The organism is Rhodococcus wratislaviensis (assembly GCF_041228765.1).
Taxonomy (GTDB): Bacteria; Actinomycetota; Actinomycetes; order Mycobacteriales; family Mycobacteriaceae; genus Rhodococcus_F; species Rhodococcus_F wratislaviensis.
Genome location: NZ_CP150489.1, coordinates 441513 through 453556 on the forward strand (window position 1 = coordinate 441513; position 12044 = coordinate 453556).

Annotated in this window: 13 protein-coding genes; 3 read left to right on the forward strand and 10 right to left on the reverse strand. The window is 64.9% G+C overall.

The window, feature by feature from the left end:
• Positions 1-100: 100 nt before the first annotated feature.
• From WKC72_RS40835 to WKC72_RS40845, 3 genes are read right to left on the reverse strand one after another with little or no spacing between them, the layout of a single operon-like run.
• A complete protein-coding gene (locus tag WKC72_RS40835) occupies positions 101-892 on the reverse strand; it encodes a 2-keto-4-pentenoate hydratase (protein ID WP_370184948.1) in 792 nt (263 codons plus the stop codon).
• Positions 889-1509 carry a cysteine hydrolase gene (locus WKC72_RS40840; protein WP_370184949.1) on the reverse strand — a complete coding sequence of 207 codons (621 nt, stop codon included), beginning with the start codon at positions 1507-1509 and terminating at the stop codon, positions 889-891. Before WKC72_RS40840 ends, WKC72_RS40835 begins: the two co-directional genes overlap by 4 nt.
• A gap of 11 nt (positions 1510-1520) precedes the next feature.
• The gene (locus WKC72_RS40845; protein WP_370184951.1) at positions 1521-2726 is read right to left on the reverse strand and encodes an alpha/beta hydrolase; all 1206 of its coding nucleotides are present in this window, start codon (positions 2724-2726) and stop codon (positions 1521-1523) included.
• Between the two features lie 29 nt (positions 2727-2755).
• On the opposite strand from WKC72_RS40845, the gene WKC72_RS40850 reads away from it, so the two are divergent.
• Together WKC72_RS40850 and WKC72_RS40855 are read left to right on the forward strand one after the other, a co-directional pair.
• A complete protein-coding gene (locus WKC72_RS40850) occupies positions 2756-2935 on the forward strand; it encodes a hypothetical protein (protein ID WP_370184953.1) in 180 nt (59 codons plus the stop codon).
• Positions 2936-2974: 39 nt separating this feature from the next.
• A complete protein-coding gene (locus WKC72_RS40855; protein WP_370184954.1) occupies positions 2975-3487 on the forward strand; it encodes a MarR family winged helix-turn-helix transcriptional regulator in 513 nt (170 codons plus the stop codon).
• A gap of 75 nt (positions 3488-3562) precedes the next feature.
• Here WKC72_RS40855 and WKC72_RS40860 read toward each other — a convergent pair whose 3' ends face one another.
• The 7 genes from WKC72_RS40860 to WKC72_RS40890 all read right to left on the reverse strand — a co-directional run bounded on the left by WKC72_RS40860 (position 3563) and on the right by WKC72_RS40890 (position 11014).
• Positions 3563-4135, reverse strand: a complete 573-nt coding sequence (locus tag WKC72_RS40860) for an MBL fold metallo-hydrolase (protein ID WP_370184956.1) — start codon at positions 4133-4135, stop codon at positions 3563-3565.
• An 8-nt stretch (positions 4136-4143) separates the two neighbouring features.
• The gene (locus tag WKC72_RS40865; protein WP_370184958.1) at positions 4144-4803 is read right to left on the reverse strand and encodes an MBL fold metallo-hydrolase; all 660 of its coding nucleotides are present in this window, start codon (positions 4801-4803) and stop codon (positions 4144-4146) included.
• A 45-nt stretch (positions 4804-4848) separates the two neighbouring features.
• On the reverse strand, positions 4849-6162 hold the full coding sequence (locus tag WKC72_RS40870) for an MBL fold metallo-hydrolase (protein ID WP_370184960.1): 1314 nt from the start codon (positions 6160-6162) through the stop codon (positions 4849-4851).
• Positions 6163-6268: 106 nt separating this feature from the next.
• Complete coding sequence (locus WKC72_RS40875; RefSeq protein WP_370184962.1) at positions 6269-7714, reverse strand: aldehyde dehydrogenase family protein; 1446 nt, start codon at positions 7712-7714, stop codon at positions 6269-6271.
• A gap of 55 nt (positions 7715-7769) precedes the next feature.
• Complete coding sequence (locus WKC72_RS40880) at positions 7770-8876, reverse strand: NAD(P)-dependent alcohol dehydrogenase (RefSeq protein WP_268788874.1); 1107 nt, start codon at positions 8874-8876, stop codon at positions 7770-7772.
• A gap of 35 nt (positions 8877-8911) precedes the next feature.
• Positions 8912-9643: an alpha/beta fold hydrolase gene (locus WKC72_RS40885; protein WP_268788873.1), complete on the reverse strand. Its 732-nt coding sequence runs from the start codon at positions 9641-9643 to the stop codon at positions 8912-8914.
• 21 nt (positions 9644-9664) lie between these two features.
• A complete protein-coding gene (locus WKC72_RS40890) occupies positions 9665-11014 on the reverse strand; it encodes an MFS transporter (protein ID WP_370184964.1) in 1350 nt (449 codons plus the stop codon).
• A 206-nt stretch (positions 11015-11220) separates the two neighbouring features.
• On the opposite strand from WKC72_RS40890, the gene WKC72_RS40895 reads away from it, so the two are divergent.
• Positions 11221-12018, forward strand: coding sequence for a PaaX family transcriptional regulator C-terminal domain-containing protein (locus WKC72_RS40895; protein WP_370184966.1), 798 nt, complete (start codon positions 11221-11223; stop codon positions 12016-12018).
• The last annotated feature ends 26 nt before the right edge of the window (positions 12019-12044 follow it).

Here is a 12044-nt window from a genome sequence, read left to right on the forward strand (position 1 = left end):
TACAGCGCCGCCGCGCCACGACCGCCGGTAATCCGAAGGACGCGGTGGGCCTGATCGACGACGGGGAGTCCTCACAGCGGGGCTCCGCATGTCCCTTGTGTCAGGCGCCGGCGACGGTGATCGCACCGAGGTTGGTGAACTCGGCGACGATCTGGTGTCCGGGTTCGATGGAGACGGCGTCGGTCATTCCGCCGGTGAGGACGATCCAGCCCGGTTCGAGTGCGATGCCGCGTTCGGCGAGCGAGTTCGCGGCGAGAGCGAGTGCGTTGGCAGGGTGGCCTTGGACGGCGGCGCCGGTGGCGGTGTCGACGACGACACCATTCACTGACAGGATGCATGTTTCGAGGGCGAGGTCTAGGTCGGTGGGGTGGCGTTCAATCTCGCCACGTACGAATCTCGCTGAGGAGGCGTTGTCGGCAACGACGTCGGGAAGAGTGAAACGGAAGTCGGTGTAGCGGCTGTCAATTATCTCGAATCCGGCATGCACGGACCGGACAGCGGCCATCGCGGACGCCGCAGTCACACCTGGGCCTTCCAGCTTCTCGCCGAGGACGAAGACGATCTCGGGTTCGACGCGGGGGTGGATGAGTTCGCGGGTCGGAACCGGTGCCCCTGCTGCGAGAACCATGCCATCGGTGAGCCATGCGGTGAGTGGCGAGCTGATGCCCATCCGCTGCTGCTTCGCGCGGGACGTGAGGCCGAGTTTGACGCCGACAAGTTTCTCACCCAGTGCCAGCTTGCGGGCGATCAGTCGGTCCTGCACCTGGTAGGCGGTCTCGAGGTCGAGCGCAGTCCAGTCGTCGGTGATGGGGTGTCGATCGGTGCGAGTTGCCTCGGCTTCGAGGAGAACATCGGCTGCCGTCTCGACAGTCCAGATGAAGTCGCGGCTCATCTGGTCTCGTCGCGTTGTTCCGCAATGACATCGGCTGTGGTGACGATCTCTGCGATGTTCGTCAGGGCGTAGCCGACCGCTGCAGCTTGCCAGTCCGCGCTCAGGCTCGACGTGGCGTCGGCAGGGAGGATTGCGCGGTAACCGTGGTCGGCTGCGTCGCGGATGGTGTGCTCGACGGCCATGTTCGTCCACACGCCCGAGACGACGACGTCGGTGACGCCGAGGTTTCGCAGCAGACTGTCGAGCGGTGTCCCGTTGAAGCAGCTCATCCGGTTACGCAACAGTACGGGCTCGTCGTCCCGAGCCTCGAGTCCGTCCAGCGCCTGGGCGCCCCACGAGCCGAGGCGGAGTGAGTCCGGACCGATCATCCGGAAGATCGGGGCGTTGCGGCCGCCGAAGGGGCGACCCGGAAACGACACGATGTGGTTGTGGACTACGGGTACGGATTTCGTCCGAGCCCAGTCGAGCAACTCGCCGACGTGCGTGAGTAGTTGTTGTTCCTCCGCGTGTGCGGCGGCGCCGAAGGACGCGTACGCGCCGTCCCGGTGAACGTTGTCGTTTTGAAGATCGATCAGGACCAGTGCGGTGCGGTCCGAGTCGAGCGTGAGGTTGGTCATGAGGCGTCTCTCTATTGGATGCGGCTCGGCAAGGGGAGGCTCTCGGAGGAAGGCGAGTCGGTGAGCCGGCCGGTGGCGTAGGCATGGCTTGCCGCGACGACGCCCTGGATCGTTGCGAGCTCGTCGTCGTCGCGGGGTCCGTAGACCATCACGAAGCCGGGTGAGAGCCGGGTTCCCGCCCACGGATGCATCCGCCCCCACCCATGGGCCACGAGGTCGGCCGCGAGGTCGGCCGGCAGCGTCAGGTGCAACGAGCCGTCGTACTGCGGATGCAGATGCGCGAACTCACCTGCCGACGGAACGAGATACGCCTGCTCGTCGGGCCCTCGGTCTTCGAGACTGAAACCGACTGCTCCGGGGACCGAGATGTGTGATGCACCGACGGTGACACCGGCCATCCCGCGGACGTGGGCGAGCAGCCGTTCTTGCAAGTCGACCGGTGCGTTGTCGGTCTGCTGCTGTTGGGGGATCGACCACGACACACGCGGGTGGGGCCCACGACGGTCTGGTAGCCGACCGCCCGGGACGGTCGGCCACCGGACAGCGGCTCGCGGGCCGCCGGAAGGCACGTGCTGGTGCTTCACGAAGCGCAGTCGATGCGCAATCCATTCTCCCAGAGCTGACACCACGGTCGCGGACAGCCCGTGTCCGCCGGGGTCGCGGTGCGCTTCTGTGGGTGCACCGGAATCGCTGAGTAGGTAGTTCCAGGTGCGTTCGAGCAGCTCGGCCGGGATGACGTGGTCCTGGTCACCTTGGGCGACAAAGACCGGAAGGTGAGCGAGACGGGCAGGCTCCACCGAAAGGCCCGCGCCAAAGGGCAGTGTCCCGTACAGGACAGCAGCGCCGGTGAAGCGGGCAGGGTCGTCGAGGATCAGGCCGCCGGCGAACGCTGCTCCACCGCTGAAACCGACGAGAATCACCGGACGCCCGGTCGGCGCGACGGAGTCGAGCCAGCTCAGGAACCACTGCATGGACAGAGCGATAGAGGCCGCAACAGGCCGGCCGATCCCGCGATTGGCAAACCAGGCGAACCCAGATCCCTCGGCAAGTGGGGCGCGCACCGCGGCGTAGGCGACGTCTCCCGGCAAGTGGGGTGCCAGCGAGAGGATCTCGCGCTCGTTCGACCCACGGCCGTGGAGGAGCACGACCAGGGGAGCGGTCGGGTCGGCGGAGCCGTACGTGGCGGTGACGGGTTGGCCGAAGGCCACTGCGCTCATGATTGCTCGATGTAGTCGACGGTCACTGGGTGTCCACCTTCCAGTTGGTCGTTCCGGCCGAAACCGGCAAAGTGTCGTTACAGGGCGATTTTTCGCACACGGAACAGCTGTTGCCTGGTGACGGCGTTGCAGCCGACGGCGGAGATGCCGACGGCGAGGAACTCCTGCTGCACGCATCATGGTTGATGCTTCAAGTAAAGCCTAGTTGATTTAGTTGTCGTGTCAAGTAATGGAGGTAGGCTCCTGGAGTGGAAACGAGATGGCTGAACGCGGATGAACGGGCAACGTGGCTCCGATTGGTCGCCGTCGTCGAACTGCTACCCGGCGTCCTGGACTCGCAATTGCGACGGGACGCAGGCGTCACTCACTTCGAGTACTTCGTACTTGCCATGCTGTCCGAGGCAACCGACCACACCCTGCGGATGACTTTGCTGGCCCAACGCACCAGCGCAACTTTGCCCCGACTGTCCCATGTCATCCGGCGATTGGAGAGGAGAGGATTCGTGGAGCGAATCCCGTGCCCCGAGGATGGCCGGGCGAGCAATGCGCGACTTACGGCGGCAGGGTGGGATGAGGTCGTCGCCGCTGCGCCCGGACACGTCCGTACCGTGCGCCGCAACGTCCTCGACCCGTTGACGCCAGCACAGCTGACCCAACTCCGCCGCATCGGTGAAGCATTGTTGACGCAACTCGATCCAGAAGGACGGATGACCGGGCTCTACAACCCCGCGGACACCGTCGGCGATGCGCCGTCGAGGTGAAGTGCGATGTGATTCGGCCTGCGCACTCGGAAGTGGAGTCAACCAGAGTTCGATACAGAAGCGGCGACGCCGGAATCAATTCTTCCGTGCGGCGCCGACACCGAGTTCCATCAAGTCTTCTCCGATGAGTATCTCGCCTGAGAAGTCCCTTCCAGCTTCGAGCCACCGCTCGGGCGGATTGTGCGCTGGTGCCAGATGGGTGAGCACGAGCGTCAGCACACCCGCTCGCTCAGCCACTTTCCCGACATCCTCGATCGGTGTGTGCGAGTTGACGAGGTGATCGATCTTCGCTTGCTGTGCCGGGCTGGGCGGGTTCGGAAAGAGTCCTTCCACCCACGCAATGTCGATCACCTCGTGGACGAGTATGTCCGCGCCCCGGGCAAGCTCGACAAGATTGTCACATGCGTTTGTATCTCCGGACACTACAACCGATCCGTCGGCGGTATCGAAGCGGAAGGCAAAGGCAGGAAACACCGGTGCGTGATCGACCAGCGTGGCCGTGACTCGCACCCGTTCGTCCTCGAACACAGGGAACGGTGACATGCGTGGTGCCACATCGATGTTCGGATCGACGGTGATGCCGACCGGAAGTTCGATATCGTGAACGGTGATCAGCGAGTGCGGGTCGGGCTTGAGGCTGTCCCGCATATTGTCGTTCAGATCGTTCGCGAACGCCTGGTAGAGGTATTCGGTGGTATCGCGTAGACCTGGCGTCGGTTCGACGCATTCAGAACAGGAGGCTCCGGAGCGTCGGAGTTGCCGAGCGGTACGAGTGAGGGGCGGGGTCCCGGGCCGAAGACCTGAAGTGGCTTTGGCCGGTTCGCCAGGCCGTCGGATGATCCGAAGGTAAGGATATTCGGGTAGTCGACGATGTGGTCGGAATGAAGATGGGTAACGAAGGCTGCCTCGAGCCGCTCGAGGCCGTGGAACTCCTCCTGCCTCCCTAGCCCGGCCTGGAGATACCGCCTCGCCCATCCTTCCCCGAAATCGACCAGGTACACCGAGTTTTCGACCACGACAGCGGTAGATATCCCCTTCCGCTCCGAGCCGCTCCACCAGGTCCGGCCGGCGGCGGTCCCCAGCAACACGAGTCGTGTCCGAAAGTCCGCTGCACTGATCGAGGAACCGGCCGGTCCCGCTGCGGCTACGTCACCATTATCCGTGCATCCACTGAGAGTGGTGGATGCTACGGCGGCACCGGACATGGCAAGTGCTGCCTGGACGAAGGAGCGCCGGGAGATTCCGGCGAGTGGACCGGCGGTATTGCACATTGACTTTGTTCCAATCGATAAGCGCGTCGGGCCGCGCGAATACATTGTCTCCGAGAGGGCTCAGTGAAACTCGGTCTCCGGCGCTGGTCGTCAGCCCCCGCTTCGGGGCGCGCCCACACCGATCACATCCAGGTCCCGGCCGATGATCAGCTTGCCGTCGAAACCGTCCTTGGCCGCCTCGAAACGGTCGTCCGCGCCGTTCCCCGGGACGATGTGGGAGAGTGCCAACGTCTTCACGTTCGCCTCCTGCGCGACCCGTCCGACGTCCTCGACGAGGGTATGAGCGTTGATCAGGTGTTGGAATATCGATTCCTGCTTCGCGTCCCGGGGCTCAGGGAAGAGCGATTCCGGCCAGGACTTATCGATCACCTCATGGACGAGGACGTCGGCGTTCTTGGCCAACGGCACCAGGTTGGGATTCTTTCCGGTGTCACCCGAGAAGACGATCGAGCCGTCGGGGGTGTCGAAGCGGTACGCCAGGGCTGGGAAGACCGGCGCATGGTTGACGAGTGTTGCGGACACCTTGACGTGATCATCTTCGAAGAAGACGAAGGGATCCATCTTCGGGCAAGGTTGCCCATTCGGATCGGACAGATACTGCGCGGGGACGGGGACGTCGTTCGCCTCCCACATCTGTTCCGGCCGCGGCTTGGCGTTGTCGAACAGCCTGTCGTTGAAATCGGCGGCGAAGGCTTGCACCAGCAAGTCGGTCATCTCGCGAGTACCGGGCGTGGGATTTTCCGGGTTGACCGGAGTCGGGGGCGTACCGCCGCCGAAGAACGGTGGAACCTGTCCGCGGTTTCCTGGCCCCCAGATAGGGATTCGGTTCACGAACTGGAGGCCGTTGTACATTCCCTCACTGAGAATGTTATTGAGGTCGACGATGTGGTCGGAATGGAGGTGAGTAAGGAACACTCCGGCCAGTACATCGAGGGGACCATCGAAATCCGTGTCGTAGTTCCTACCCAGCTTGGCGTTTCGGAGCTGACGCATCACCCCGTGGCCGGCGTCGATGAGATAGAACCGATCGTCGACCACAACTGCGGATGCAATACCTTCACGAGTTCCGCCAGGCCAGTACGGTGGCCCGCCCGATGTGCCGAGGAGAATGAGGCGCGTGCGCTGATTGGCATAGGGCTCGGGACCGTAGGGGCGTGCGTCGAGCGCGACGTCGCCACCACCGGTGTCGGGATCGGACGAGCATGCCGCCGCAGTGGCGGTCGCCGCAGCGCCGATCGCCAGGCTGGCAAGAATCCTCCTGCGCGAGATTCCCCTGGATTCGAGTCCTGCAACTATGTCACACAACGAAATCAGCCTTTCCTGTTGCCCATGTGGACGTTGGTGCGCGGTGAGTGCCTCATGGTCCGGAGTTGTCATGCGGGTGCCGGGCTCGGCCCGGTCCATTTGCCGCCCGTGTGCAGCAGTGGAGCGACCACGGAACCGGCGGATGCAAGAGTGCCGAGTATGGCGGTGCGCGTGATGACGAACGCACCGCCACACCTTGGGCCGGTTACTTCACGACGCGGATCGCGTGGTCCTCGACGTACTCGCTCATGCCCGCTTCGCCGAACTCCCGTCCGATACCGCTCTGCTTGACGCCGCCGAAAGGCATGCGCAGGTCGAGGGATTCGAATGCGTGCGAGTTGATGAACGTACTGCCGGCCTCGATCTGACGCGCGATGGCAAGTCCCCGATCGATATCGGTCGTCCATACCGAGGAGCCGAGTCCGTATTCGGAGTCGTTCGCCCACTCGATTACCTGGGCCTCGTCGTCGTAGGCGATGAGGGGGATCACGGGGCCGAACTGCTCGCAGCTGCTGATCGGCGCCGAGTGTTCGACGTCCCGTACGACGTGGGGGAGTACGTAGTACCCGTCGCCCGCGGAGTCGAGTTTCTTTCCGAGCTGCACGATCTTCGCGGAGGAGTTTTTTGTGCCCTCGATCAAGTTCGTGACACTGTCGAATTGTGCCTTGTTGTTGAGGGGGCCGAAGCTTGCGTTCTCGTCCAAGCCGTGTCCGACGGCGTACTGGTCGACTCGTTCGCAGAAGGCGTCGGCGAAGGTGCCGTACAGCGAGCGGGGCACGTAGATGCGCTTGACCGCAAAGCAGATCTGGCCGGATCGGGTGAACACGCCCTTGAGCATTCGGTCCAGCGCCGCGTCGATGTCGACATCGTCGAGGACGACCGCCGGGTCGTTGCCACCGAGTTCGAGCGTCAGATTCTTGATCGTGCCTGCGGCCGAGGCCATGACGTGCCGGGCGGTGGCGGTGCCGCCGGTGAAGCCGACCTTGCGCACCAAGGGATGGGAGGTGAGTGCCTGCCCGACGTCCGCGTTGCCGTGGACGACGTTGACCACACCCTCGGGAAGTTGTTGCGCGATGCGTTGCAAGGCCAGGGTCAGCGCGGCAGGCGCGAACGGGGACGGCTTGAGCACGATGGTGTTGCCTGTGGCGAGCGCGGGCGCAAGCTTCATCATGGTCAGCACCACGGGCATGTTCCACGGCACGACCGCTGCGACGACGCCGCGGGGAACGCGCTCGATGCTGATGAAGCTCTGCTCGTCGTCGTACTGGACGGGTGTGAAGAACCCGTCGACGAGACTCGCGGTGTGCTGGAGCACACCGGTACCGAGGGCGAAGTCGGTCTGAGCTTCCCACAGCACACCGCCGTGCTCGCGGACGAGCAGCGGCGCGAGATCCTCCGCGCAGCCGGCGAGCACGTCTGCGGCGCTGAGCAACAGCTGAGCCCGCTCGGCGGGCGGGACGTTTCTCCACGACGTGAACGCGCGGTGCGCCAGTTCCACCGCCTGGTTCACATCGGCGGGGGTGCCGACTGCGACGCGGGCGACGATGTCGTCGAGGCGGCCGGGGTCACGGACCTCGTCGTAGTTGTCGACGTCGGTCAGGGTGTGGCCGATGAGGTGGCCGATCGACAGGACATCGTGGGTGGTGGTCATGAGATTTGCTCCTTGGCTGGTTGCGGGATTGGGGTTTGCCGGTGCGGAGGTGTGCTCAGAAGACGACAACTGGCTTGATCGTCGACCCGTCCGCGGAGTCGGCGAACGCGGTGTTGATGTCGGCGAGGGAGTAGGTGCGGATCAGCTTGTCGAACGGGAATCTGCCTTGTTTCCACAGTTCGACCAATCGGGGGATGAACACCTGGGGCACCGAACTGCCCTGGATGATCGTCTTGAACGTCCACCCCTTGACCAGCGACGCGCCGATCTCGAAGTTCACCTCGGTGCCCGGTGCGGCGGCGCCGACGAGGGCCAGTGTTCCTCGAATTCCGAGGGAATCGGCGGCTTGGCGCAGCACCGCCGGTACCGCGGTCGTGTCGATGGCGTAGTCGACGCCGTCCCCGTTCGTGATCTTCTTCAGTTCGTCGACGACATCGACGGTGCCGGCGTTGACGGTGTGCGTGGCGCCGATCTGCTGGGCGAGCTCGAGCCGGGAATCGTGGAGGTCGACGGCGATCACGGTGGTGCATCCGGCGACGCGGGCTGCCATGATCGCGGCCGAGCCGACGGCGCCGGTCCCGAACACCACGAGGGAGGTTCCCGGCTCGGGACGCAGGTCGTTGAGGACGGCGCCGGCACCGGTCTGCAGGCCACAGCCGAGCGGGGCGAGGGTGGCGAGTGGCGCTCCGGGATCGACCTTGACGACGCTGGTCTCGACGACGTTGGCGTGCGTCGCGAACGAGGACTGCCCGAAGAAGTGGGAGGAGATCGGCGCGCCGTCCACCGACAGTGCCGTCGTGCCGTCGTGTCGGCGGCCGCCGAAGTCTTCTTCGAAGAGGTTCTCGCAGTATGCCATTCGACCGGACCGGCACTGCCTGCAGTGCCCGCAGTAGGCGGCGGACAGGACGACGTGATCACCCACATCGACGGTGGTGATTTCCTCTCCGATCGCCTCGACGACGCCGGCACCCTCGTGGCCGAGGACGGCGGGGAGAGGGGTGGGGTAGATGCCGTCGCGCACGATGGCGTCGGTGTGGCAGATGCCGGTGGCGACCATCCGCACCCGCACCTCGTTCGAACGCAGCCCGTCGAGCTGCAGCTGCTCGATGGTGAGTGGTTCGCCGGTGTTGCGGGCGACGGCGGCGGTGACGGTCGTGGTCATGAACTCTCTTCTCTCGGAATGAAACGGCTATCCGGTCAGCTCGCTGCGGCCTCGACAAGGGCGGCGGCGAGCGGCTCCGGCTGGGTGAGCTGGGATTCGTGGCTGCCAGGGGTGTAGATCACGGGTGCGCCTGGAAGCCGTTCGGTGAAGCGAGGGGCCCAACCGAATTCCCCGGGCGGCAGGGCGAGGTCATCCTTGGACAGCACGTAGGTAGAGGGCAGTTGGAGTCGTTCCCACTCGTCGAGGTCCAGGGACTCGTTCATGGTGTGGAACGGTTGGCTTTCGAGCAGTGGATAGACGATGCGTTGGGTCTCGGGGGTTGCGTCCTGCATGAAGGCGGCGCAGAACACTTCGAACGGGAACGTCACCGAGTTGTCGGTGGAGGCTGCCGCGGAGGCGCGGAACATGTCGCCGTAGGCGGGCGGGCACAGATCGATCAACGACTCACCGCTGTGCGGAACGAACGCACTCCAGTAAACCAACCGGGAGATGCGTGTCGCGAGCCGTGCGGAGGCGCCGGAGACGGGGAAGCCGCCCCAGCTGTGACCGACGAGGACGATGTCCGTGAGATCTCGCTTCTCCACGTAGTCGACCAGGTATTCGATCGTATCGGCGAGGTGTATGCCGGCTTTCGTGTCTTCGGTGCCGAGACCGGGCAGGGTCGGCATGTACACGCGATGTCCCTGAGCGCGCAGATAGCCGGCCACGGGCCGCCAGGACCAGCCGGCGTGACAAGCGCCGTGGACGAGCACGAAGGTTGTGGACATGGTGTCTCCTATCGAGGGGTGTCAGCGTCGTTCCGACGATGCCGAGGCAGTGGGCTGCGAGGTAGCGGGAACGGTGCTCGACGGGTGAGGTGTGCTTGCAGCCGATCGGCTGACCAGCGCGACCGCGAGGCAGCCGAGCGCGGCGAAGGCCGCGAACGCGTAGAAGTTCCACTCGACGCCGAGCGCGGAGGAGGCGATCCAGCCGCCGAGGATCGGCCCGACGATGGCGCCGACCCGGCCGAGTCCGAGTGAGAGGCCCAGAGCGGCGGCGCGCTCGTTCTCACCGAAATACGTGGCGACGTAGCCATTGACGAGAATCTGGGTGCCGACGGTGCCGAGCCCGGCGACGGCGACCACGGCCATGGCTGCGGACACCGGCAGTCCTGTTCCCAGGGCGAGGATGGCTACGACGGCGAGCAGGAAGGACGTGACGGTCACCGGTTTGCTGCCGAATCGGTCAGCGGCTCTCGAGGCAGCGAGTGCGCCGACGATGGCTCCGAGGTTGAGCACCAGAAGGAAACTCAGTGAGCTACCCAGCGAGTAGCCCGACTGGCGCATGATGTTCGGCAACCAGGTGTTGACCCCGTAGACCAGGAGCAGGCCGCAGAACGAGGCGACGACGAGAAGGAGCAGGGGGATCCGGCGGGGCCCGGTCACCAGCGATGCCATGCTTCCGTTCGACGTGGTGGCCGACGGTGCGGGGAGGTCGATCCCGAACTTGTCGGCGAGCGCCCGCGCTTCGATGATTCGGCCCTTGCCGGCCAGGAACGCCGCGGATTCGGGGAGGTACCGCCAGGCCAGGGGCACGATGGTGACCAGCGGCAACAGACCGAGGGCGTACATGATTCGGAAACTGTTCTCCGGGAGCAGAGCCAGCGCTGCGAGGGCGGAGAGCATGCCCCCGACGGAGTATCCGCTGTACATGAGTGCGTTGTTGAACTGCCGGCGCGAGGGCGGTGAGTACTCGACGGTCAGTGCGATGACGGTGGGGACGACTCCACCGAGCCCGAGACCTCCGAGGAATCGCAGCAGGCCGAACACCTCGGGGTTGGGGGCGAGCGCGGTGAGGCCCATGATCACCGAGAAGGAGATCAGTGAGCCGAGCACGATGGCGCGGGCGCCGACCCGCGAGGCCAGCCAACCCGACAACAGGGCGCCGAGCAGCATGCCGACGAGCGCGTAGCTTCCGATCGCACCGATCTGGCCGGCGGTGAGCTGCCAGGGTTCGTAGGCGAGGAGTGACGGAACGGTGGCGCCGTAGACGACCAGGTCGTAGCCGTCGTAGACGATGATGACGAAGCAGAGGGCGACGATCGAGGCGCTCGAACGCCGGGTGGAACCGGTGTTCGTGGCCGAGGTCAGGGGGGTCACCTGTTTCCTCCGTTGTGGGTGGGTGTCTGGAGGTGATGGGGGAGTCCGACACACTTGCGTGACGTCGGGCGGTTCGTGGTCGGTGGGACGACCGCGAAGAGACTATGTGAGCACAGTCACTATGTGACATAATTGCCTCTGAAGTCAATACCAATGACACATGTTGCTGGTCGAGTGGATCGATCGCGGGCGAAGGGATGGCACACATGCGACCACGGGCACTCGTGTTCGATCTGTACGGCGAATACTTCCGCTATACCGGCGGGGCGGCCAAGCTCGGGGCCCTGACCGAACTGATGGGGGTCTTCGGCGTCGAGCCGGCCACGGTGCGGGTGGTGATGACCCGGCTGCGCAAGGAGGGGTGGTTCGACTCGGCGAAGAATGGGCGCGAGGTGTCGTACCTGCTCAACGACAAGAGTTGGCACCTGCTCGACGACGGCCGTGCCCGCATCTTCGAGCGGCACTTCGACGACTGGGACCGCACCTGGACGCAGGCGCTCGTCGACGAATCCGACCTGAGCCGCGAGCGGCGCAAACGCATCGAAACGGCACTGACGTGGTGGGGGTTCGGGCATCACGGCGGCACCGCCTGGTTCTCGCCGCACGACCGAGAGAAGCAGCTGCGCGAAATGCTTTCCGGTGACGACGAGCTTCATATTCAGTTCCTGCGCAGTCAGACGGCGGGGCTTCCGTTCGACCGACTCATCGCGGAACGGTGCTGGGACTTGCGTGAGCTCGGCGCCGACTATCAGGGGTTCATCGAGGAGTTCCTGCCCAGGCTCGCGCGCTACCGCCGGGGTCTCGACGGACGCGAGGCCCTTGTCGAGCGAATGCAGCTGATTCAGGAGTATCGGAAGTACCCCTTCCGTGACCCCGACCTGCCCGAATCGCTCCTGCCTCCGGGATGGCGCGGCCGGGTCGCGCACGAGGTGTTCACCGAGTGCCACGACACGCTGCGCGCAGATTCCGAGGAGTTCGTCGCCGAGATCGCCGCAAACATGTAACAAACCTCTTGACCTTTCGACAATTT

What these genes read in the sequence shown, in the direction of transcription:
- WKC72_RS40835 (WP_370184948.1), bottom strand. Translation starts at nt 892, where the DNA reads ATGAGCCGCGACTTCATCTGGACTGTCGAGACGGCAGCCGATGTTCTC.
- WKC72_RS40840 (WP_370184949.1), bottom strand. Translation starts at nt 1,509, where the DNA reads ATGACCAACCTCACGCTCGACTCGGACCGCACCGCACTGGTCCTGATC.
- WKC72_RS40845 (WP_370184951.1), bottom strand. Translation starts at nt 2,726, where the DNA reads ATGAGCGCAGTGGCCTTCGGCCAACCCGTCACCGCCACGTACGGCTCC.
- WKC72_RS40860 (WP_370184956.1), bottom strand. Translation starts at nt 4,135, where the DNA reads ATGCGGGACAGCCTCAAGCCCGACCCGCACTCGCTGATCACCGTTCAC.
- WKC72_RS40865 (WP_370184958.1), bottom strand. Translation starts at nt 4,803, where the DNA reads ATGTATTCGCGCGGCCCGACGCGCTTATCGATTGGAACAAAGTCAATG.
- WKC72_RS40870 (WP_370184960.1), bottom strand. Translation starts at nt 6,162, where the DNA reads ATGGACCGGGCCGAGCCCGGCACCCGCATGACAACTCCGGACCATGAG.
- WKC72_RS40875 (WP_370184962.1), bottom strand. Translation starts at nt 7,714, where the DNA reads ATGACCACCACCCACGATGTCCTGTCGATCGGCCACCTCATCGGCCAC.
- WKC72_RS40880 (WP_268788874.1), bottom strand. Translation starts at nt 8,876, where the DNA reads ATGACCACGACCGTCACCGCCGCCGTCGCCCGCAACACCGGCGAACCA.
- WKC72_RS40885 (WP_268788873.1), bottom strand. Translation starts at nt 9,643, where the DNA reads ATGTCCACAACCTTCGTGCTCGTCCACGGCGCTTGTCACGCCGGCTGG.
- WKC72_RS40895 (WP_370184966.1), top strand. Translation starts at nt 11,221, where the DNA reads ATGCGACCACGGGCACTCGTGTTCGATCTGTACGGCGAATACTTCCGC.